Raw genomic sequence first — 22,180 nt, forward strand, 5'->3', positions numbered from 1 at the left:
GGCTGTCCAAATCCCATTGAGAGCACTGCCATGTTCCGCAAATTGCAGCAAGCCGCCAGTTTCCTTAGCCAGAGTGCGCGTTTGATGGTGGGCGTTCCCGATTACGACAACTATGTCGCGCAGAGGGCGATCAGCCATCCGGGCGAGCCGGTGATGAGTTATGAGGCGTTTTTCCGTGAGCGTCAGGAAGCGCGTTTTGGGCGTGGCAAATGTAATACTCGGTGTTGCTGAAGCTGCAAACTCTCCCGCGCCCCGCGGATGTACTCGATCTACTGTGGGAGCGGGCTTGCTCGCGAAGGCGGCCCTGAGAGCACTCGCTTTCAAGTGGATCAGAATCGTCTATCGGTGCTGGAAAAACGGCACTGTCTATGACGAAATGGCTTACTTGCAGGCTTTAACGCGGCGCGGATCAACGTTGGTAGAGGCGCCGCTGGAGGTAGTCACAGGTTGACGGACAGGCTCAGGGCGTGAGGTGGCAAGAAAATCCAAAGCAAAAGCGAGGCGGCCTGACAGCCGACCTGATTGCAGGTCTGTCCGCGATCCAATTGTAGGAGCGAGCCTGCTCGCGATGAACGTCCAGACAACGCGTTCATCCAGACAACCAACGTTATCGTTAACGTCCATCGCGAGCAGGCTCGCTCCCACAGGGGATTGGGGGGATCTGCCAAAGCCAGGTCGGCTGTCAGGCCGCCTCGTTTTTGTTTTTGATCCAGGCGCCCCGTTAAACCACGATGGCCGAACGCAGGCATTGCGCAGTGGGTAAACCGGCAGGACGCCGGTTTAGCCGCGCTGGGCCATGGATGGCCCATCGCGGCGACCCACGGAGCAATGCCGGAGTGAGGGCATGCCGAGTCTAAGCGAGGCACCGAGTGGTGGGGCAAGAGCGCTTTGGTTACTTTCGCGCTTTTCGAAAGTGACTCGCCGTAAGGGCGAAACCATAGGTGGCCGTTACCGCAGCAATGGATATGTACACCTGAAAGACAATCATCGGCTGTCAGGGCGCTTTCGTCGGCAAGCCGGGCTCCTACAAGGTGCTGCGCAAGGTTGAGATCCTACGAGGCAACACCCATCAAGGCGGATCAATCTGATCCAGCACCCGGTTCGCCGTAATCTCCGCCAGCATTACGCTGTTGGAAATGCCCAACAGGGCATTGCGCGACCCACCGTCCAGATGATCCACCAATTGATGGACCATCACATCCACCGAAGCCAGGGTTTCGACCAGATACACCATCAGGGTTTCGCTGGTGGCTTGCGGGTCGACGGTAAACAGCGTGCTGGGTGTACGCGGTGTGGCTTTGATGTCTGCGGCTGACGGGAAGTGAAAGTCGAGGGCGCGCTCGGCAGCCTCATTGAGTTTTTTTGAATCGGGTTCGTACGGGGAGGCGGGATCGTTGTTCGGGGGATTCGGTGTGACCTTGAACATGTTTCTGTCTCCAAAATGTGGAGCCATCACCGACTTGCGACTAAACAAGGGGTGGCAGCTGTACGCAGGTTAGTCGACCGGGGAGACACGAAACCGGCGCGCCCGAAGGCGCCCTGCGCACAGCTACCATGAAGTGCAGGCATGAAATGACCTGACTGTCTGGTTGCAGATGCGCTCGTGAAACCGCGGGCGACTAAACCCGATCACTGATGGGCAGTGACGCGAATCAAGTTACCGAGCGGCCCCAAAGCGCACAAGCCGGCGGATTCTGGCGTAGCCGTAGGCAACGGCGCAAGGTCTTGTGGCTTTCAGGAAGTAAGTCGTAGGGCGCTTAAACAAGCTTCCTTCGACGATGTTTAATGGTGCTTTCGGAACCGACCGCTGCATGCACTTTTAAAGCGCCATGCCTGACAACGTGCACCAGTGCGAAGCGGTTTGCCGAGTTTTCCAGCGGCAAGCTGCGACGGCCGTCCGACCCGTTCATCCCGCCAGGAACACGCCTGACTCGCAGCCATCAAGGCGTTTCCAAGGCAATAGAAGTTTCCTTCAACGAACTGGCACAAACACTGCATTAACCCCATCAAGCCCCTCTGAAAAAGATGGGCAGCCCTCTCGGTCAACGACGATCGACTGGCCGCACAGGTCGTGGGCAACATCGGTGGATCAGGCATGGCCGTCTGGTTTTCAACACCGCAAAAGAACAGGCAAAGACGCCTGGAACCGCAAGGTTTCAGGCGTTTTTTTTTGCTTTTTTTCACCGTGATGGGCTTTGGGCAGGTGCGTTTATGAATTCCAATGTAGCCAGTTTGAACAAACAGCAAACGCTGGTCGTGATCGGCAACGGCATGGTCGGGCATCATTGTGTCGAGCAGTTGATCGAGCGCGGCGCTCTTGACCGCTATCGGCTGCACGTCTTCAGCGAAGAGCCGATGCGTGCCTACGACCGCGTGCATCTGTCCGAATACTTCTCCGGTCGCGACGCCGAGTCGCTGGCACTCAGCAACGCGGCGCTGTACGAGACGCCCGGCGTCACGTTGCACCTGGGTGTGCCGGTGCTGGAAATCGACCGTGCCCGTCGCCAGGTGATCACCGCACAAGGGTGTGTTGCCTATGACAAGCTGGTCCTGGCCACCGGCTCCTATCCGTTTGTGCCGCCGATCGAAGGCGCCGAAGGCGATTCGCGCCTGGTCTATCGCACCCTGGAAGACCTCGATGCCATTCGTGCCGCGGCGGCCAATGCCCGGCGCGGTGTGGTGGTCGGCGGTGGCTTGCTCGGCCTGGAAGCCGCCAACGCCCTGAAAAGCCTGGGGCTCGAAGCGCACGTGGTGGAATTCGCCCCACGCCTGATGCCGGTGCAACTGGATGATCTGGGTGGGCTGGCGCTCAAGGCGCAGATCGAACGCCTCGGCGTCGGCGTGCACCTGTCCCGCGCCACGCAATCGATCAGCGCTGGCGAGCAGTACCGCTACCGGATGAACTTTGCCAACGACGAATTCCTTGAGACCGACCTGATTGTGTTCTCCGCCGGTATCCGTGCCCAGGATGCGCTGGCCCGTCAGTGTGAACTGGACATCGGTCCGCGCGGTGGTGTGGTGATCGACGACACCTGCCTGAGCTGTGATCCGCACATCTACGCCATCGGTGAGTGCGCATCGTGGAATGGCAGCCTGTTCGGCCTGGTCGCGCCGGGCTACCAGATGGCGCGCAGTGTCGCGGCACGCCTGTGTGACGACGCCGCCGAACCCTTCCAGGGCGCCGACATGTCGACCAAGCTGAAACTGCTGGGTGTCGACGTCGGTTCCATCGGCGATGCCCACGCCAATACGCCGGGTGCGCGCAGCTATCAGTTCATCGACGAAACGACGGCCAGCTACCGGCGCCTGGTGGTGGATGCCAGCGGCAAACAGGTATTGGGCGCGGTGCTGATAGGCGACAACAGCTATTACGACACGCTGCTGCAATACATGCAGAACGCGATCGCCTTGCCGTCGGAACCAGCCGCGTTGATCCTGCCGTCGTCCGAAGGCGCGCCGACCCTCGGCCCTGGCGCCTTGCCGGAAACGGCGACGGTCTGCTCGTGCCACAACGTGACCAAGGGCGCCATCTGCTCGGCCATCGACGGCGGTTGCACCGACCTCGGCCTGCTGAAGTCGCAGACCAAGGCCTGCACCGGCTGCGGCGGTTGTGCCGGTCTGCTCAAGCAAGTCTTCGAGCATGAGCTGATTGCCCGTGGCGTCAGCGTCGACAAGAGCCTGTGCGAACACTTCGCCTACACCCGCCAGGAACTGTATGCACTGGTGCGAGTAGAAGGGGTGATCACTTTCGAAGAACTGCTGGCCAAGCATGGCCGTGGCCACACCGGTTGCGACGTGTGCAAGCCGGCGGTGGGCTCGATCCTGGCGTCGTGCTGGAACCAGCCGATCATGGATCCGTCGCTGGTGCCGTTGCAGGACACCAACGACACCTTCATGGCCAACATGCAGAAAAACGGCACCTATTCAGTCGTGCCGCGCATTCCCGGTGGCGAAATCACCGCCGACAAGCTGATCGCTATCGGCGTGGTGGCGAAGAAATACGACCTCTACACCAAAATCACCGGGGGCCAGCGCATCGACCTGTTCGGCGCCCAGTTACATCAGTTGCCGGACATCTGGAGCGAACTGATTGAAGCGGGCTTTGAGACCGGCCACGCCTACGGCAAGTCGACCCGCACGGTGAAGTCCTGCGTCGGCAGCACCTGGTGCCGCTATGGCGTGCAGGACAGCGTGCAAATGGCCCTGACCCTCGAAGACCGCTACAAGGGCCTGCGCTCGCCGCACAAGCTCAAGTTCGCGGTGTCCGGTTGCACCCGTGAATGCGCCGAGGCGCAAAGCAAGGACGTCGGCGTGATCGCTACCGAGAAGGGCTGGAACCTCTACATCGCGGGCAACGGCGGCATGCGCCCGCGCCATGCCGAGCTGTTCGCAACCGACCTCGATGACGCGACCCTGATCCGCTACATCGACCGCTTCCTGATGTTCTACATCCGCACGGCCGATAAATTGCAGCGCACCTCGGTCTGGCGCGAAAGCCTGGAAGGCGGCCTGGACTACCTCAAGGACGTGATCATCCACGACAGCCTGGGCCTGGGCTTTGAACTCGAGTCGCAGATGCAACTGGTGGTCAATCGCTACGAATGCGAGTGGGCCAACGCCCTCAAGGATCCGGAAAAACTCAAGCGCTTCCGTACCTTCGTCAACGATAAACGCCCGGATCCGGACATTCACTTTGTCCAGGAACGCGGCCAGCGCCGGCCGATCATGGCGGCCGAACTCAACCTGATCCCTGTTACCGAGGAGAGTGTCTGATGAACCCGTCCAATACCCAACGCGTTGAAACCGCTGCGTCTGCAGTCTGGCAATCGGTGTGCAGCCAGCAGGATCTGGTGAGTGACTCCGGTGTGGTGGTGTGGCTGGACGGTGCCCAGGTGGCGCTGTTCTACCTTCCGGGCATGGAGGGCAAAAACCTCTATGCCATTGACAACCACGACCCGCAATCCGGGGCCAATGTCATCGGCCGCGGACTGGTCGGCAGCATCAAGGGCGACCTGGTCGTTGCCTCACCCATCTACAAGCAGCATTTTCGCCTTGAGGACGGCAGTTGCCTGGAGTACCCGCAACAGCGTTTGCGGGTCTGGCCGGTGCGGCTGAACGAAGGGGTGGTGGAACTCGGGTTGGCCTGAGGTTGTACGCCATTCACATCAGGAGACGGATATGAAGACAGCCGCACAGTTGCTCAAGCTCAAGATCGTGGAAAACCAGCAGGTGCACAGCATCGCACCGGACGCCATGGTGCTGGAGGCCGTGAAGAAAATGGCCGAAAAGAACGTGGGTGCGTTGCCGGTGATCGAAAAGGGCCAGGTCGTCGGGGTGATCAGCGAACGCGACTATGCGCGCAAGGTGGTTCTGCTGGGACGTTCGTCAGTCGGCACGCCGGTCAGGGCGATCATGAGTTCCCCGGTGGTCACGGCCGATAGCCAACAGAGCATCGAGCATTGCATGGCGGTCATGACTGACAGCCATTTGCGGCATCTGCCGGTGGTGGAAAACGGCGAGCTGATCGGTTTGCTGTCGATTGGCGATCTGGTCAAGCAAGCCATTGTCGATCAGGCCGACTTGATTCGGCAGTTTGAACATTACATTCGCGGGCACTGAGAAAAGCTGTCTGGTCCTGAAACAGGTTTACACCTACTTCAGCCTAAAAACGCCCGATGCACCGCATCGGGCGTTTTGTATTTCAGCGACAGATGAGGCCGCTCGTTGTTATAGATCTGCACCGACTCGTCCACCATCCGGATGGCCTGCGCAAAATCTTTGGGGCGATACCTACCACAGGTCGTAAAAAAAAACGGGTACAGGCTTTCAATAACTCCGTTGGCCAGTCGATAACCTCTTCAGCAATGGTTTTTTGCCAATCGACAAACCCGCGAAGAGAGGAACCACAGAGTGTCCATAAAACTGCGTTTATTGTTGCTGATAGGGACGGGGTTGCTCACCGCGCTGATCATGAGCCTGGTTGGTTACCTGGGCACTGCCCGAATGGCAGATGCGGTGCAGGACAACGACGTCGGCATGACCGCGCTGCGCAATCATATGGAAGCCGACATGATGCACGACGCGCTGCGCGCTGACGTGTTGTCCGCGATGCTGGTGGGGCTGGGCAAAAGCACCAGCAGCAAGGCCGAGGTGCGCAGTTCCATCGAAGAACACGCCGCGCATTTTCGTGAAGTGCTCGGTGATAACCTCAAGCTGCCGGTCAACGACACCCTCAAAACCGCTCTGAACAAGATCAAGCCCAGTCTCGACACCTACATCGGTGCGGCCGAACGCATTGTCGGCCTGGCCCTGGAAAATCCGGACGCCGCGCAAAAAGAACTCGGCACCTTCAACACTGTGTTCGGCCAATTGGAAGACCAGATGGCCGCCCTCAGCGAGCTGATTGAAAGCAACACCCAGCAGACCAGTGATGGCACCCGGCAAGCGATCAGTAACGCCAACCTGGCCCTCGGCGCCGTGCTCATCGCCAGCCTGTTGTTGCTGCTGGTCCAGGGACGCTGGGTGATCCTGAGCATCATGAGACCCCTGCAGACGGCCAGCCGCATCGCCGAGCGCATCGCCCACGGCAACCTCAGCGAGACGATTGTCGAACCCGACTGCAAGGACGAAGCCAGCTCCCTGGTTCGCAGCCTGGCGACCATGCAACGTGATTTGCGCGGCATGATCGAAGTGGTGCGCAGCAACGCCCATGGCGTCAGCGGCATGAGCACACGACTGAGCAATGGTTGTCACCAGGTGGCCGGCAGCAGCCAGCAGCAAAGCACTGCCGCCAGCACCATGGCCGCCGCCGCCAGCGAAATGACCGCGAGCATCGAGGAAATCACCCGGCATGCCGAGCGGGCGCTGGACATGGCCAACCAGGCCGAGGCGCTGGCCAAGGATGGCGGGCGGGTGATCCATCAGGTGGTCAGCGACATGGACGGCATCGCCCGTTCGGCGCAGCAGTCGGCGCAGGTGATTCGCACGCTGGACAAGGAATCCGAAGGGATTTTCAGCATCATCCAGGTGATCAAGGGCATCGCCGATCAGACCAACCTGCTGGCGCTCAACGCCGCCATCGAGGCCGCCCGCGCCGGGGAGCAGGGGCGTGGTTTTGCCGTGGTGGCCGATGAAGTGCGCAGCCTGGCGGGCCGCACCAGTGCCTCCACCCAGGAAATCGCCGCCATGGTGTCGCGCATCCAGCAAAGCACCCGCGAAGCGGTGATCAGCATGGAGGAGGGCGTCGCCCAGGTCGACAAAGGCATGGCCGTGACCGCCGACGTCGAGCGCGCCATCCGCGAAATCCTCGAGGCCACGCTCAACACCACGCAACTGGTCAACGACATCAGCCGCACCATCGGCGAGCAGAGCCTGGCCAGCAATGAAATTGCGCATCAGGTGGAGATGATTGCCGGGATGTCTGAAGGCAACAGCAAGGTGATTGGGCAGACGGCCTTTACTACGGATGAGTTGTCGACTCTGGCAGGCCAGTTGTCGCAGTCGGTGGATCGCTTTCGGTTGTGAGGCACCTCTGCCAGCAAGCCTTGCGTTGTCTATAAGGGCCCCTTCGCGAGCAGGCTCGCTCCCACAGTCAATGGTCTGTGTACACAAATGTTGTGTCCGGCAAAAGACCATTGTGGGAGCGAGCCTGCTCGCGAAAGCAGTAGATCAGACAACACGAAATCAGAGTCTTAAAGGTACTTGTCGGTCACCGCCCCCTCCGAAGCACTGGACACAGTCTTCGCATACTTGGCCAACACCCCGCGCTTGTATTTGGATTCCGGCCTTACCCAGCGGCTCTTGCGCTCGGCCAGCTCAGCATCGGACACATCAACCGTGATCTGCCGGGTTTCAGCGTCAATGGTGATCCGGTCGCCATCTTCGACCAACGCTATCGGCCCGCCTTCAAAAGCCTCAGGCGTGATATGCCCCACCACAAAACCATGGGAGCCGCCGGAAAAACGGCCGTCGGTGATCAGCGCCACTTCCTTGCCCAGCCCTTTGCCCATCACCGCCGAGGTCGGCGAGAGCATTTCGCGCATGCCCGGGCCACCCTTGGGTCCTTCATAGCGAATCACGATCACGTCGCCTGCTTGCACTTCGCCGTTGAGAATGCCGGCCAGCGCGCCTTCCTCGCCGTGGTACACACGGGCTTTGCCTTCGAAGCGCAGGCCTTCCTTGCCGGTGATCTTGGCCACGGCGCCGGTGGGCGAGAGGTTGCCGCGCAGGATCACCAGGTGCGAGTCCTTCTTGATCGGTTGATCGAAGGGCAGGATCACGTCCTGGCCGGTGGGGTAGTCGGGCACGTTTTCGAGGTTTTCCGCCAGGGTCTTGCCGGTCACGGTCAGCACGTCACCGTGCAGCATGCCGGCTGCGAGCATGCGCTTCATCAAGGGCTGGATGCCGCCAATGGCCACCAGCTCGCTCATCATGTATTTGCCACTGGGGCGCAGGTCGGCCACTACCGGGGAGATCTTGCCCAGCTCGACGAAGTCGTCCAGGGTCAGCTCGACGTCCACGGCATTGGCCATGGCCAACAGGTGCAGCACGGCATTGGTCGAGCCGGCGAGGGCGATCACCACGCGGATGGCGTTTTCGAAGGCCTTGCGGGTCATGATGTCCCGGGGCTTGAGGTCAAGCTTGAGCAGTTCCATGACTTGCTGGCCGGCGCGGAAACTGTCCGAAGCCTTGTCGCTGCCAACGGCCTCCTGGGAACTCGAACCGGGCAGGCTCATGCCCAATGCCTCGATGGCCGAGGCCATGGTGTTGGCGGTGTACATCCCGCCACAGGAGCCGGGGCCGGGAATCGCCACTTCCTCGATCTGCTTGACCTGGATCTCGCTGATGTCACCGCGCGCGTGCTGGCCCACGGCTTCGAACACGGAAATGATGTCGGTGTGGCCGGCGCCCGGGCGAATGGTGCCGCCATAGACGAAGATCGAAGGGCGATTGAGCCGCGCCATGCCGATCAGGCAGCCCGGCATGTTCTTGTCGCAACCGCCCACGGTCACCAGCCCGTCAAAGCCTTCGCAACCGACCACCACTTCGATGGAGTCAGCAATCACCTCACGGGACACCAGTGAATATTTCATGCCTTCGGTGCCGTTGGCGATGCCATCGGAAATGGTGATGGTGTTGAAAATCACGCCTTTGGCACCGGCGGCATTCGCACCTTTTTCAGCTTCGATCGCGAGTTTGTCGATGTGCATGTTGCAGGGCGTGACCATTGCCCAGGTGGAGGCGATGCCGATCTGCGGTTTCTTGAAGTCTTCGTCGGTAAAGCCCACGGCACGCAGCATGGCGCGGGCGGGCGCGGCCTCCACGCCGTCGATCACCTGGGAGGAATATTTGCGCAGGTCGTCTTTATCGCTCATGGCTCTTCCCCACATGCTCAACTGATGACCACTGAGTATAGTCGCCCATCCACCGCAACCTGTAGAAGCCGGCAAGCCGGCTCCTACAGATCCATCACGCGCGGGTTTGCCATGTCGTGATATTCTTCTACACAACTTGTTTTGACCTATTCAGTTTTCCTGTCCTTGAGACGGGTGAACAGAATCACTGTCGCTCAAGTAGCTGAAGCCAAAAAAGATAAAAAGTCAGTTCAGTAGGGACATATAACTGGGGTCGATGCAGTCAGTCGGCCTTGTGTGCCCACCCTCCAGACGTCATGTGCGAGAACCCGCGGCAGACTTGCCTGGATGCCGTGAAACAAGCGGCTCGCGATTGCAGCTGGAAGGGCGGATGGCGTTTTATCATAGGTGCTACAGATGTTTAAGAAAGTGAACACGGCCCTGCTGGGGCTGGCCTTGTCGTTGGGGATGACGACAGCCCAGGCCGAAGAAGCCAAGAAAGTCGACGTACTGCTGATCGGCGGCGGCATCATGAGCGCGACCCTCGGAGTCTGGCTCAATGAGCTGGAACCCGGCACCTCGATGGAAATGATCGAGCGTCTCGACGGCGTCGCCCTGGAAAGCTCCAACGGCTGGAACAACGCCGGTACCGGTCACTCTGCCCTGGCCGAGTTGAACTACACCCCGGAAGACGAGAACGGCAAAGTCTCGATCCCCAAAGCTGTTGAAATCAACGAAGCGTTCCAGATCTCCCGTCAGTTCTGGGCCTGGCAGGTCCAGCAAGGCGTGTTGAAGAACCCTCGTTCGTTCATCAACTCCACGCCGCACATGAGCTTTGTGTGGGGCGATGACAACATCAAGTTCCTGAAAAAGCGCTACGAAGCCCTGCAAGCGAGCCCGCTGTTTGCCGGCATGCAGTACTCCGAAGACCCGGCCGTGATCAAGAAGTGGGTCCCGCTGATGATGGAAGGGCGTGACCCGAACCAGAAAATCGCGGCCACCTGGAGCCCGATCGGCACCGACGTGAATTTTGGCGAAATCACCCGCCAGTTCGTTGCTCACTTGCAAACCACGCCGAAATTCGACTTGAAGCTGTCCAGCGAAGTGCAGGACATCACCAAGAACGCAGACGGTAGCTGGCGCGTCAGCTACAAAAACCTGAAAGACGGCAGCAAGTCCGAAACCGACGCCAAGTTCGTCTTCATCGGCGCCGGCGGCGGTGCCCTGCACCTGCTGCAGAAGTCGGGCATTCCTGAAGCCAGGGAATACGCAGGCTTCCCGGTAGGCGGCTCGTTCCTGGTGACCGAGAACCCGACCCTCGCCGAGCAACACCTGGCCAAGGCCTACGGCAAAGCGTCGGTTGGCGCACCGCCGATGTCGGTACCGCACCTGGACACCCGCGTGCTGGATGGCAAGCGCGTGATCCTGTTTGGCCCATTCGCGACCTTCAGCACCAAGTTCCTCAAGGAAGGTTCGTACCTGGACCTGCTGACCACCACCACCACGCACAACGTGTGGCCAATGACCAAGGTCGGCATCAAGGAATACCCGCTGGTCGAGTACCTTGCCGGCCAGCTGATGCTGTCGGACGAAGACCGCCTCAACGCCCTGAAGGAATACTTCCCGAACGCCAAGGCCGAGGACTGGCGCCTGTGGCAAGCCGGCCAGCGCGTGCAGATCATCAAGCGTGATGAAGCCGCCGGTGGCGTGCTGAAACTGGGCACCGAAATCGTTGCTTCCCAGGACGGCACCATCGCCGGCCTGCTGGGCGCGTCCCCAGGCGCTTCGACCGCCGCACCGATCATGCTGACCGTGCTGCAGAAAGTGTTCAAGGACAAGGTCGCAACCCCGGCCTGGCAGGAAAAACTGCATCAAATTGTGCCGAGCTACGGCACCCAGCTCAACGCCAGCCCGCAAAAGGTGGCCGAGGAATGGGCCTACACCGCCAGGGTGCTGGAACTGACTCCCCCACCTGCGATTGGCCAGGCTGTTGCTCCGGCTGTCGAGGCTGACAAGGCCAAGGCACCGAAAGAGAATGCTGCGGCGGATATGGCGCTGTAACTGAACGCCTGATCAAAAAGCCCACTAGGCCAGGGATGGCCAGTGGGCTTTTTTGTATCCCCTGCAGACGCAAGCTTCTACAGTCCAGCGTCAACCCAAATTGATGGGCACACGCATAACCCTGTAGGAGCGAGCATGCTCGCGATGGACGTTAACGATAACGCTATCAACCTGACACCCCGTGGCGTGCTCAGGTTTTTCGCGAGCATGCTCGCTCCTACAGTTTCATGTGAATCATCTGATCCGTATTTTTCATCGCTTTCTGACGCTGTAATGCATTCAGCCTGAGCCCCACAATGACGGCAAATTACGCAGCGGTAGCCGCGGTGCACCGCACTTTCGAAATGTTGGAGGCTCTATGGGCAAGATGGCGATTTTCCTCGGTGGTTTTCTGGTGTTGACGATTCTGATCGGCGTGCTGGCAACGATTTCGCCGGTGTGAGGCGAAAGTGTACAAGCGCCTACTTCACCGGTTCTTGTTGCTTGATGTCCCCACAGAAAATATCGACGTTGCCATCCGTCGCTGCGGTCCGCACGACGATGTGATAGTCACCGGCCAGCAACACAGGCAGGGCCACAGGCACGCTTCTTGAGAACGTCCAGCCGCGAATCGGTTGGCGCTCGGTATTGACCTTGTCATTCATGGCGTACGCGACGGGGCCGGGTTGCTCGCAGCTGCCTTTGTTGATGAAGCTGTAGATGCGCAGGGGCAGGGCAGCACCGCTTGGAACACCGCTGATGAAGAAACTGAGTCCGGTTTGCTTGTCCCAGTCGGACAACGCGACATTGCCGATTTGCCCGGTGTTCTGCCGGGTGGCAACCAGGGTGACCGACACGCTTTGGTTTGATGAGGTGGCGCAGCCGAACAGGCTGGCACCGACCATTAGCGCCGCAAGTGAATGTCTGAGCTTCATTGCCAAACTCCTGTGTTGAATAACGGCAAGGGGAGATTAGCGGGTATAGCTCATTTATCGAGTGCGGGCGGCTGCACACATGTGGGATCCGCGGTGATTCACACCTGCCGCCCGTGCGCGGTGTCTGCCAGTTGCCCGGTATCGACCCGTACGAAAATCGAGTCGCCCACCGCAGTCAGCACGTCCCCGGCGAAGACTTCGCAGATGACCCGCGTCTTGCGTCCGACTTCACCTTCCACCCGCGCGCGCAGGGTGAGCGGGATGCCCATGGGCGTAGGCTTGATGAACTTGATGCCGAGGTTGCCGGTGACGCAATTGATGCGCGGCAAGCTTGCGACTTCGCGGTTTTCCGCGCGGTAGTGATAGGCCATTGCCGCCCAGTTGGAATGGCAATCGACCAACATGGCGATCAGTCCGCCATAGACCAGGTCCGGCCAGCCGCAGTACATGGCGTCCGGCACGTGCTCGGCCATGACATGCACGCCGTCCTCATGCCAGTAGCTCTTGATGTGCAGCCCGTGGGGATTGCTGCTGCCGCAGCCGTAGCACACGCCATCGGGTGCGGCAGCGTCTTGCAGGGAGGTGTCGAGATTGGACATGTGTCGATTATCCGAAAAAAATTCAAACCAATGTTCGGTACTCCTGTGGGAGCGAGCCTGCTCGCGATAGCGGAGTATCATTCGCCATCAATGCCGAATATATCAGCCCCTTCGCGAGCAGGCTCGCTCCCACAGAGGAGTGTGTACACGCTAAATACGTGCCAAAGCCTGCGCCAGGTCCGCGCGCAGGTCTTCAATATCCTCAACCCCCACGGACAACCGCACCAGCGCATCGCCAATGCCCAATTGCGCACGGGTTTCCACGGGGATGGTGGCGTGGGTCATGATCGCCGGGTGTTCGATCAGGCTTTCCACCCCGCCCAGGCTTTCGGCCAGGGCGAAAATCTGCACGTTTTCCAGGAAGCGCCGGGATCCGGCCAGGTCGGTGTTCAGGTCGACGGAGATCATCCCGCCGTAGCCGCGCATCTGCTGCCGCGCCAGTTCATGCTGCGGGTGTGAGGGCAGGCCCGGGTAGTAGACGCGGGCGACTTGTGGCTGACGTTCCAGCCATTGCGCCAGTTCCAGCGCATTGCTGCAGTGGCGCTCCATGCGCAGCGCCAGGGTCTTGACCCCGCGCAGGGTGAGAAAGGCGTCGAACGGCCCAGCGATGGCACCCACTGCGTTCTGCAGGAAACCCAGGCGCTCGGCCAGCTCGGCGTTCTGTCCGACCACGGCGATGCCGCCGATCACGTCGGAGTGGCCGTTGAGATACTTGGTAGTGGAATGCAGCACGATGTCGAAGCCCAGTTCCAGCGGGCGTTGTATCCACGGGCTGGCAAAGGTGTTGTCGGCCACGCAGATGATGCCACGGTCGCGGCAGGTGCGGGCGATGGCGGCAAGGTCAGTGAGGCGCAGCAGGGGGTTGCTCGGCGTCTCGACCATGACCATGCGGGTGTCGTCCTGCAAGGCGGCTTCGAAGGCGGCGAGGTCGGTCAGGTCGACGAAGCTGAAGCGATGCCCGGCGCTGCGTTGGCGCACCTTGTCGAACAGGCGGAAGGTGCCGCCGTACAGGTCGTTGCCGGAGACGATGTGCGAGCCGGCGTCGAGCAGTTCCAGCACCGTGGAAATGGTCGCCAGACCCGAAGCGAATGCAAAGCCCCGGGTGCCGCCTTCGAGGTCGGCCACGCAGCGTTCCAGCGCCCAGCGCGTCGGATTGTGCGAACGCCCGTAGTCGAGGCCCTTGTGTACCCCGGGGCTCTGTTGCAGGTAGGTGGAGTTGGCGTAGATCGGCGGCATCAGCGCGCCGGTCGAAGGGTCCGGCGTTTGCCCGGCATGGATTACGCGGGTGGCGAAGCCCTGTGGCGGGGCATTTTCATCGTGCTGACTCATGGCAGGGATCTCCGCAGGTGATTGAGCATGTCGGTTCGGGTAATCAGGCCGTGGAAACCCGAAGCATCCTGAATGATCGCCACCAGTCCACGGCCCAGTTCTGCCTCCAGATCCGCCAGTGAGGCGCCGGGGGACAGGGTTTGCAGTTTGTCGGTCATGGCGCTGGATACGGTCTTGCGAAAGTGCGCAACGTCTTCATGCACGCCTAGCAGGATGTCGGACTCGTCGATCACGCCGACCAGTTGTTTGCCGTTCACCAGCACCGGCAGTTGCGATACATCCGCCAGGCGCATGCGCTGGAACGCGGTGAGCAGGGTGTCATCGGGGCCGACGCTGATCACCCGGCCGTCCTCGAAGCGCCGCGCAATCAGGTCGCGCAGGTCGCCGTACTGTTTGCGTTGCAGCAGGCCCTGATCGTTCATCCACTGGTCGTTGTAGACTTTCGACAGGTAGCGGGTGCCGGTGTCGCAGACGAAGCTGACCACCCGTTTCGGTTCGGTCTGTTCGCGGCAGTAACGCAGGGCCGCGGCCAGCAGGGTGCCGGTCGAGGAGCCGCCGAGAATGCCTTCGGCGCGCAGCAGTTGGCGGGCATGGTCGAAGCTTTCTTCGTCGCTGATCGAATAGGCGTGGCGCACGCTGGACAGGTCGGCAATCGACGGAATGAAGTCTTCGCCTATGCCTTCTACTGCCCAGGAACCTGGGGTGGGGAGGGTGCCACCGCGGCTGTATTCGGCCATCACCGAACCGACCGGGTCGGCCAGGACCATTTCCAGATCCGGCTGCACGCGTTTGAAGAACCGGGTCAGTCCGGTCAGCGTGCCGGCCGAACCCACGCCGACCACGATGGCATCGACATCATGTTGGGTCTGCGCCCAGATCTCCGGCGCGGTACTGCATTCATGGGCCAGCGGGTTGGCCGGGTTGTTGAACTGGTCGGCGAAGAAGGCGTCGGGGATTTCACTGGCCAGCCGCCCGGCAACGTCCTGGTAGTACTCTGGATGGCCCTTGCCGACATCGGAACGGGTGATGTGCACCTCGGCGCCCATGGCCTTGAGGTGCAAGACCTTCTCGGTGGACATCTTGTCCGGCACCACCAGCACCACCCGATAACCCTTGGCGCGGCCGACCAGTGCCAGGCCGAGGCCGGTATTGCCGGCCGTGGCTTCGACGATGGTGCCACCGGGTCGCAGGCGGCCGTCGCGCTCGGCGGCGTCGATCATCGCCAGGCCGATGCGGTCCTTGATCGAACCACCGGGGTTCTGTGATTCGAGCTTTAGAAACAGCGTGCACGGCCCGGTATCGAAGCGGCTGACGCGCACCAGTGGCGTGTTGCCGATCAGTTCGAGTACGGCGGGGCGGGAGTCGTTGGGCATGTCATCACCTCGTTGCGCTAGCACAATGGATGGACAAAAAGACGGCGGCAGGTCAAGCGCCGGTCGTGACAGGTGTTGTGTCTGGACCATAGGCCGGGATCGCCAGACTCGCAACCGTCCGGGCGAAAGTGCCCCCGACATTGGGGGAATTTCCTGTGAATGGTTGGCTTGATAGGAAGTGTTGCGGGTCAATCAAGCGTCTGGAGTGGACGCATGAGGTAGTTTCGAGGGGGGCGGCTAGCGAAACCGTTGCGGTATGGCCTCGGCAAACGGATAGAAGGCGAACCAGGGTTTGGCTTCGTCGATGACGCGCTGAATGGATGGCCGTTGCGTCAGCCTGTCGAAATACGCGCTCAAGTGCTGGCAGTCGTCGGGGAAGGGCATCAGCGTGCTGGCATAGAACAGGGCCGGGGCAGCTGCGCAATCGGCCAGGCTGAAGTCCGGGCTGGCTACCCAGGTTCGGGACGCCAGCTGGCGCTCGAGCATGCCGTAGGCCGTCGTGAGCATGGCCCGTTCTCTGGTCAGGTCGCCGTTCGTCGCGCGCAGGCGGTCGGCGACTATCTGTTGCAGCGGTACCTGGACGTACTGGTCGAAAAAACGATCCCAAAAGCGCACCTGCAACGCGGTATCCCAATCACCGGGCAGCAGGCAGTGCTGTCCGGCATAAAAACGGTCCAGGTATTCGATGATGACACTCGACTCCGCCAACCCTTGCGGATGCGTGTGATCGCGGATGACCGGGAACTTGCACAGGGGCCATAACGCCTCGAGTTCCGCCCGGTCTGCTGCGCTGGAAAGATCGATGATCCGCCTCTGGAAGTCGATGCCGTACTCGTAAAGCGCGATCAGCACCTTGTGGCAGAACGACGAAAGCGGGTGGTAATAGAGCGTCAGCGGCATCATTCAACTCCTCGGGCGCGACGGCGCCCCACAGGGTAATGTAGGAGCGAGCCTGGTCGCGATGGTCGTCAACGATAACGCGGGATACCTGATACCGCGCGGTGCTCTCTGGTTTTTCGTCGGAACGCCGCCCGGAGCAGGCTCGCTCCTACGGGGCCTTGGTGGTGCGGATAAGGTTGTTGCGCAGCGCCACGATCGCCTGCTGCATCTGTACGAAATCGTCGGGATCCAGGCCGGTTTGCGGGAAGCCTTCTTCCGTCAGTTCTGCGCGCAGTTGGCGACCTGCGTCGGTCAGGCTGATTCGCACCTGGCGTTCATCTTCCGGGTCGCGCTGACGCCGCAGGTAACCCATCGCTTCGAGCTTTTTCAGGATCGGGGTGAGGGTGTTGGATTCCAGGAACAGCTTTTCTCCCAGGCTGCCGACGGTCTGGTTGTCCTGCTCCCACAGCGCAACGAGGGTGATGTACTGCGTATAGGTCAGGCCGAGCCGTTCGAGCATCGGCTTGTAGGCCTTGCCGAAAGCAAGGTTGGTGGAATAGACCGCAAAACACAGGAAGTCGGAGAGCTTGAGATCCAGGGCGGACGTCTTGTCGGTGGTTTTCATGGGCATACTCTTTGGGCAGGCTGCAAGACTTAAACTATACATCGTATGCGATGGTGTCGGAAGTGCTCTAACCCTGTGGGCACCTGCCCCGTAACGGCCGACGGCCGGTTCCCCCGGGAAATCCCCCGGGAACCGGCGAGCAATGCGTTACGCGGTCTGGACGTTGATGGCGATGTCAATGTTGCCGCGGGTGGCCTTGGAGTACGGGCAGATCGCATCGGCGCTGTGGGCCAGTTCGGTCGCGACTTCGTGTGACAGGCCCGGCACCCGCAGGGTCAGTCGGGCCTGGAGGAAGTAGGCTGCGCCGGTCTGGCCCAGATCGACTTCAATGTCTACAGCCGTATCGGCCGGCAGTGTCACCTTCGCCTGTTGGGCGGCCAGGCCCACCGCTGCGATGTAGCAGGCCGACCATGCCCCGGCGAACAGTTGCTCGGCTTTGGGGTGCGGTTGCACGCCGGTGAGCACGTGTGCCGGTGTGGCGCTGCCAGGGGAAGAAAGTTCGATGTCGAGGTTGCCGTTATGGCCGCGCGAGGTGGTACCGGCGCTGCTCAGGGTGGTGTGGGTCTTGCCGCTGGCCAGGACTTTTTCAATCTTGCTCATGATGATTTCCTCAGGTTTACCGATTATGTAGATCGAGTGCGCTAGTATCGCATGCGATATTAATTATGCCGTAATAACGTTCAGGGCAACGTCGATATTGCCGCGTGTTGCTTTGGAGTAGGGGCAGATGGAATCGGCGATATGCGCCAGTTCCGTCGCGACGTCCTGTGCCAGCCCCGGCACGCGCAGGGTCAGTCGGGCCTGAAGAAAATAGGCCGGACCAGTCTGGCCCAGGTCCACTTCGATGTCGACGGCCAGATCCGCCGGCAGCGCGATGTTGCGCTCTGCGGCCACCAGGCCGACGGCGGCGATGTAGCAGGCCGACCAGGCCCCGGCGAACAGTTGCTCGGCTTTCGGGTGCGGCTGGGTGGCGGCGAACACATGGGCTGGCTGGGCAACGCCTGGCGTCGACAGTTGGATGTCGAGGTTGCCGTTGTGGCCACGCAGGGTGTTGCCGGCGCTGCTCAGGGTGGTGTGGGTCTTGCCGGTGGCCAGGACTTTTTCGATCTTGCTCATGGGGTGAATCCTCAAGGGTGCGGTCAGGTTTGATTTAGTGTCGTGTGCGTTTTGATCGCATCCGATAGAAATAATATTCCTCCAGAACTCAGTCGACGTCAAGGGGTATCTCCCTAGCTGGACGACGAACGGTCAGATTCAATGCATGTTCAAAATAAAGCCCCGGGCTGTTCAGGCTCGGGGCTTTTCATTGACGCTGGACCATCGATTCTCGGCGTTGGGGGGATGATCAGCCTTGCGGCACTACCCGAGCTTCATTGCCGGTGCCTTCGATATAAACACTCTGACCTTTGCTCAGTGCGGCATTGATCGGCTGGGTCACCGACACCAGAACGCCGCTTTTCGTACGCACGATAATCTGCTGGGCTTGTTGTGGTTGATCGTATTTTTTCTTCTCGGCGTAGTTGCCGCCCGCCGCACCAGCGAGGGCGCCAGCGACCATGGCAACATCTCGCCCGGTGCCCGAACCGATCAGACTACCGATACCCACGCCCGCGAGTCCGCCAAGAATGGCGCCGACACCGCTGTCGTGATTGGTCTGCATCTGCGTCATGGTGATCTGCTCGATTTTGCCTGAGCGGATTTCCATCTCGCCGGGGCCACCGCTTCCAGCGTCGACGGCGGCGCAGGCGCAAAGCACTAGACTTACAAGGGTGATCGTTAGCCAGGAAGCGGTGTTTTTCATGTTGAACTCCATCATCCAGGGGGAGCGGTCCATTCAAACGCATCAGCGCACGTTAGACGAAGGAGACTAGCACAGGGCCCTGCGGCCGCCGCCGGTGCGCAAATGGGGCGTGTGTGTGCCGGATACGCTCTACTGAGTGGTGAGATAGACTCATACGGGGCTTATCACGGTAGGAGTGACACGCGTGGCAGGACTGCAATGGACTCGCTGATCACCGCCGCCGCGCAGGCGTTGGCGGCGGGCGATCCGCTCGGCGCGCTGGACCGGATCGCATTGCGCGATGATGCGCCAGCGCTGGCACTGCGCGGTATCGCCATGGCGCAACTGGGTGATTTGGCGCGGGCCAAGGCGCTGGTGCGCCGGGCGGCGCGGGCATTCGGGCCGAAAGAGGTCGTGGCGCGGGCACGCTGCATCGTCGCCGAAGCCGAGATCGCACTGGCCTCGCGGGATCTCGGCTGGCCGGTGAAGGCGCTTGAAGCGGCGCGGGTCACGCTGCAAGCCCACGGTGACCTGATCAATGCGGCCCACGCGCGGTATCTGGGCATCCGTCGCTTGTTGCTGATCGGGCGGCTTGATGAGGCCCACGAGCAACTCGTTGAACTGGATCCGGCAACGCTACCACCACCCTTGCGGGCGACCCATGAACTGGTTGTGGCTGGGATCGCGATGCGCCATCTGTATTCCCAAACCGCACGGGCCGCGCTCGCCAGGGCCGAACTCGCCGCGCATCTCGCCGGCATTCCTGCGCTGTCTGCAGAAGTCGAAAGTGCATCATCCATTCTGAACAGCCCCGCCGCTCACCAGATCGTCCATGGCGAAGAACGGCCTCTGTTGCTCGACGACGTGGAAGCGCTTCTCGCCTCGACTTCACTGGTGGTGGACGCTTGCCGCTATGTTGTACGTGGCGCGGGCATGTCGGTTTCCCTGTCCAGGCGTCCGATCCTGTTTTCCCTCGTACGAGCACTCGCCCAAGCCTGGCCGGGCGATGTGCCCAGAGAGACACTCATCGCCCAGGCCTTTCGTTTGAAGCTCAGTGATGAATCCCATCGAGCCCGGCTGCGGGTTGAAATCGGACGCTTGCGCGCGGCGTTGAAACCCTTGGCGACGGTAATCGCAACCCGGCGCGGATTCGCATTGGTCGCGCAGGTTTCACCGGATGTGGTGCTGCTCACACCACCGGTCGAAGAAAAATATGCAGCGCTGTTCGCCTTGCTCGGCGACGGTGAGTCCTGGTCGAGTTCAGCCCTGGCGTTGGTGCTGGGTAACAGTCAGCGCACCGTGCAACGGGCGCTCGACACGCTGGCGGCGGCAGGCAAGGTGCAATCGTTCGGACAAGGACGGGCACGGCGCTGGTTGACCCCACCAGTGCCCGGTTTCGCGACGACCTTGTTACTCCCCGTTCCGCTGCCCGGTGGCTAGGATGAACGCCACCAACCCTTTCGAGGAACACCAAGATGAAACAGTCAGCCGCCGAGATCCTGCGTGAATATGGCCCCTTTGCCGATGTCGACGACGTGCACGGCGTCACCTGGGACGGTCAGCAGGTGTGGTTTGCGACCACCGACAAGCTCCACGCCCTGGACCCTGACAGTGGTCGCATGCTGCGCTCGCTCGATGTCGCCGCCCATGCCGGCACTGCATTCGATGGCACGCATCTGTTCCAGATTGCCGAGGACCGCATTCAGAAAGTCGACCCGCGCACTGGAGAAGTCCTGGCCACGATCCCGGCCCCCGGCGGTGGAAACGATTCCGGGCTGACATGGGCCGAAGGCTCGCTGTGGGTGGGCCAGTACCGCGAACGGAAAATTCACCAGATCGATCCCGAGACCGGGACCATCCTGCGCACCCTGCAATCCAACCGTTTTGTCACGGGCGTGACCTGGGTCGAGGGTGCGCTGTGGCATGGCACCTGGGAAGGCGAGGAGAGCGAATTGCGCCGAGTTGACTCGAACACCGGCGAAGTGCTGGAAAGCCTCAGGCTGCCGGCCGGCATCGGGGTGTCGGGGCTTGAGTCCGACGGTGGCGAGCGGTTTTTCTGTGGGGGTGGCAGCAGCGGGCGGGTGAGGGTGGTGCGCCGGCCTTAGCGAGGCGGCAGCATTGCGCTTGCTCATGGGGGACAACTGGCGTAAACAGAGCGCGCATTGAACCGTCGCAAGAGACGCAAGGCGCAATCACATCTTGATCAACACGAAAGGCGAGGCGAACGTTGGTAGAGCGACGTCAGTTCAGCGGTGCCATGAAGGGGAAAAACCTTCGCTACCTCAATGACCATGAAGGCCAATCCATTCGGGCCCGGGCCGGCTTCCTGCTGCTGGAACATTTTTCGTTGCCGGCATTCACGCAGGCGCTCGATACCATCGTCACCGCCAACTTGCTCAGGCCTGAGCTGTTTTCAACGAAAACCTTTGCTTTGTCCGAAGGGGAAGTCGTCAGCGATCTAGGGTTGGTGATTCGACCCGATGCGCGCCTTGACCCGGTCGAGATACAAACGCTGGACTTATTGGTTGTTTGCGGTGGCTACCGCACGGCTCTCAAGGCAGACGACACGTTGACCTGCCTCTTGCGCGATGCGGCCGAACAGGGCGTTTCGCTGGCTGGAATATGGAATGGCGCCTGGTTTCTCGGGCAAGCCGGCTTGCTGGACGGCTATCGCTGCGCCATTCACCCGGAGCATCGTCCGGCGCTGGCGGAAATCGCCAGACTCACCCAGGTCACCAGCGAAGCCTATGTGGTGGATCGCGACCGCCTTACCGCGTCCAGTCCATCGGGCACCTTCTACATGGCCCTGGAGTGGATCAGGGGGTTGCATGACAAGGCGTTGACTGACGGAATCGAAGATATCCTGGCGTTTGAAGCGTCGCGTTATCGGCGCATCAAACCCACCTTGAATGTGTCTGTCAGTGGCCCGCTGAGGGAGGTGGTCAATCTGATGGACGCCAATCTGGAAGAGCCGCTGGAGATGGAGGCACTCTGTCTATACGCCGGGCGGTCTCGCCGGCAGATCGAGCGCCTGTTCAAAGAGCAGTTGGGCACTACACCCCAGCGCTACTACATGGACTTGCGCATCACCGAAGCGCGTCGATTGCTGCAGCACACCACACTGACCATCGTTGAAGTCTCGGTGGCCTGCGGTTTCGTTTCACCCAGTCACTTCAGCAAGTGCTACAGCGCCTATTTCGGTTATCGGCCGTCCAGGGAAATTCGGCTGGTGAAGTAACGGCTTGCTGAAGTACCGGGCATCGCGAC

The 22,180-nt window shown here is 61.0% G+C and carries 20 protein-coding genes and 3 pseudogenes; 11 read left to right on the forward strand and 12 right to left on the reverse strand.

What is annotated here, in order from left to right:
* Window positions 1–30 precede the first annotated feature (30 nt).
* Both ACA058_RS12750 and ACA058_RS12755 read left to right on the forward strand, forming a co-directional pair.
* Window positions 31–231 (forward strand): YbdD/YjiX family protein, encoded by a 201-nt coding sequence (locus ACA058_RS12750; RefSeq protein ID WP_497639398.1) that lies wholly within the window; start codon window positions 31–33, stop codon window positions 229–231.
* A 76-nt stretch (window positions 232–307) separates the two neighbouring features.
* Window positions 308–451, forward strand: a pseudogene (locus ACA058_RS12755) (IS110 family transposase); the annotation flags it as partial.
* A gap of 618 nt (window positions 452–1,069) precedes the next feature.
* On the opposite strand, the gene ACA058_RS12760 reads toward ACA058_RS12755, so the two are convergent.
* Window positions 1,070–1,426, reverse strand: coding sequence for a DUF6124 family protein (locus tag ACA058_RS12760; RefSeq protein ID WP_497639399.1), 357 nt, complete (start codon window positions 1,424–1,426; stop codon window positions 1,070–1,072).
* Between the two features lie 785 nt (window positions 1,427–2,211).
* On the opposite strand from ACA058_RS12760, the gene nirB reads away from it, so the two are divergent.
* From nirB to ACA058_RS12775, 3 genes are read left to right on the forward strand one after another with little or no spacing between them, the layout of a single operon-like run.
* Window positions 2,212–4,773, forward strand: coding sequence for a nitrite reductase large subunit NirB (gene nirB / locus ACA058_RS12765; RefSeq protein WP_497639400.1), 2,562 nt, complete (start codon window positions 2,212–2,214; stop codon window positions 4,771–4,773).
* Entirely contained in the window at window positions 4,773–5,147 is a 375-nt protein-coding gene (gene nirD / locus ACA058_RS12770; RefSeq protein WP_497639401.1) for a nitrite reductase small subunit NirD, read from the forward strand. The genes nirB and nirD overlap by 1 nt, the downstream gene beginning before the upstream one ends.
* A 31-nt stretch (window positions 5,148–5,178) precedes the next feature.
* Window positions 5,179–5,619, forward strand: coding sequence for a CBS domain-containing protein (locus ACA058_RS12775; RefSeq protein ID WP_497639402.1), 441 nt, complete (start codon window positions 5,179–5,181; stop codon window positions 5,617–5,619).
* Window positions 5,620–5,657: 38 nt separating this feature from the next.
* Here ACA058_RS12775 and ACA058_RS12780 read toward each other — a convergent pair.
* A pseudogene (locus ACA058_RS12780) lies at window positions 5,658–5,789 on the reverse strand (integrase core domain-containing protein); the annotation flags it as partial.
* Between the two features lie 121 nt (window positions 5,790–5,910).
* On the opposite strand from ACA058_RS12780, the pseudogene ACA058_RS12785 reads away from it, so the two are divergent.
* Both ACA058_RS12785 and ACA058_RS12790 read left to right on the forward strand, forming a co-directional pair.
* Window positions 5,911–6,666 (forward strand): annotated as a pseudogene (locus ACA058_RS12785) (MCP four helix bundle domain-containing protein); the annotation flags it as partial.
* A gap of 132 nt (window positions 6,667–6,798) precedes the next feature.
* The gene (locus tag ACA058_RS12790) at window positions 6,799–7,524 is read left to right on the forward strand and encodes a methyl-accepting chemotaxis protein (protein WP_497639922.1); all 726 of its coding nucleotides are present in this window, start codon (window positions 6,799–6,801) and stop codon (window positions 7,522–7,524) included.
* 167 nt (window positions 7,525–7,691) lie between these two features.
* On the opposite strand, the gene ilvD is transcribed toward ACA058_RS12790, so the two are convergent.
* Window positions 7,692–9,374 (reverse strand): dihydroxy-acid dehydratase, encoded by a 1,683-nt coding sequence (gene ilvD, locus ACA058_RS12795; RefSeq protein WP_497639403.1) that lies wholly within the window; start codon window positions 9,372–9,374, stop codon window positions 7,692–7,694.
* Window positions 9,375–9,770: 396 nt separating this feature from the next.
* Between ilvD and mqo the strand changes: the two genes are divergently transcribed.
* Window positions 9,771–11,414 carry a malate dehydrogenase (quinone) gene (mqo, locus tag ACA058_RS12800; RefSeq protein ID WP_497639404.1) on the forward strand — a complete coding sequence of 548 codons (1,644 nt, stop codon included), beginning with the start codon at window positions 9,771–9,773 and terminating at the stop codon, window positions 11,412–11,414.
* A 461-nt stretch (window positions 11,415–11,875) separates the two neighbouring features.
* Here the strand turns inward: mqo and ACA058_RS12805 are convergent, their stop codons facing one another.
* The 9 genes from ACA058_RS12805 to ACA058_RS12845 all read right to left on the reverse strand — a co-directional run bounded on the left by ACA058_RS12805 (window position 11,876) and on the right by ACA058_RS12845 (window position 18,934).
* Window positions 11,876–12,328, reverse strand: a complete 453-nt coding sequence (locus tag ACA058_RS12805) for a hypothetical protein (protein WP_497639405.1) — start codon at window positions 12,326–12,328, stop codon at window positions 11,876–11,878.
* A gap of 98 nt (window positions 12,329–12,426) precedes the next feature.
* Window positions 12,427–12,927 (reverse strand): PaaI family thioesterase, encoded by a 501-nt coding sequence (locus tag ACA058_RS12810; protein WP_497639406.1) that lies wholly within the window; start codon window positions 12,925–12,927, stop codon window positions 12,427–12,429.
* A 150-nt stretch (window positions 12,928–13,077) separates the two neighbouring features.
* On the reverse strand, window positions 13,078–14,256 hold the full coding sequence (locus ACA058_RS12815) for a trans-sulfuration enzyme family protein (protein WP_497639407.1): 1,179 nt from the start codon (window positions 14,254–14,256) through the stop codon (window positions 13,078–13,080).
* Entirely contained in the window at window positions 14,253–15,629 is a 1,377-nt protein-coding gene (locus ACA058_RS12820) for a pyridoxal-phosphate dependent enzyme (protein ID WP_497639408.1), read from the reverse strand. Before ACA058_RS12820 ends, ACA058_RS12815 begins: the two co-directional genes overlap by 4 nt.
* A 237-nt stretch (window positions 15,630–15,866) precedes the next feature.
* Complete coding sequence (locus tag ACA058_RS12825) at window positions 15,867–16,529, reverse strand: glutathione S-transferase family protein (RefSeq protein WP_497639409.1); 663 nt, start codon at window positions 16,527–16,529, stop codon at window positions 15,867–15,869.
* A gap of 148 nt (window positions 16,530–16,677) precedes the next feature.
* A complete protein-coding gene (locus ACA058_RS12830) occupies window positions 16,678–17,133 on the reverse strand; it encodes a MarR family winged helix-turn-helix transcriptional regulator (protein ID WP_497639410.1) in 456 nt (151 codons plus the stop codon).
* 147 nt (window positions 17,134–17,280) lie between these two features.
* Complete coding sequence (locus tag ACA058_RS12835; RefSeq protein ID WP_497639411.1) at window positions 17,281–17,733, reverse strand: Ohr family peroxiredoxin; 453 nt, start codon at window positions 17,731–17,733, stop codon at window positions 17,281–17,283.
* 63 nt (window positions 17,734–17,796) lie between these two features.
* Window positions 17,797–18,249, reverse strand: a complete 453-nt coding sequence (locus ACA058_RS12840) for an Ohr family peroxiredoxin (protein WP_497639412.1) — start codon at window positions 18,247–18,249, stop codon at window positions 17,797–17,799.
* A 229-nt stretch (window positions 18,250–18,478) separates the two neighbouring features.
* Window positions 18,479–18,934, reverse strand: a complete 456-nt coding sequence (locus ACA058_RS12845; protein ID WP_497639413.1) for an outer membrane lipoprotein — start codon at window positions 18,932–18,934, stop codon at window positions 18,479–18,481.
* Between the two features lie 198 nt (window positions 18,935–19,132).
* Between ACA058_RS12845 and ACA058_RS12850 the strand changes: the two genes are divergently transcribed.
* The 3 genes from ACA058_RS12850 (at window position 19,133) to ACA058_RS12860 (ending at window position 22,151) form a co-directional block, all read left to right on the forward strand.
* Window positions 19,133–20,353: a winged helix-turn-helix domain-containing protein gene (locus ACA058_RS12850; RefSeq protein ID WP_497639414.1), complete on the forward strand. Its 1,221-nt coding sequence runs from the start codon at window positions 19,133–19,135 to the stop codon at window positions 20,351–20,353.
* Window positions 20,354–20,388: 35 nt separating this feature from the next.
* On the forward strand, window positions 20,389–21,018 hold the full coding sequence (locus tag ACA058_RS12855) for a Vgb family protein (protein WP_497639415.1): 630 nt from the start codon (window positions 20,389–20,391) through the stop codon (window positions 21,016–21,018).
* A 122-nt stretch (window positions 21,019–21,140) separates the two neighbouring features.
* Window positions 21,141–22,151, forward strand: coding sequence for a GlxA family transcriptional regulator (locus ACA058_RS12860; RefSeq protein WP_497639416.1), 1,011 nt, complete (start codon window positions 21,141–21,143; stop codon window positions 22,149–22,151).
* The last annotated feature ends 29 nt before the right edge of the window (window positions 22,152–22,180 follow it).

The sequence above is a fragment of the Pseudomonas sp. LBUM1649 genome (assembly GCF_059716155.1).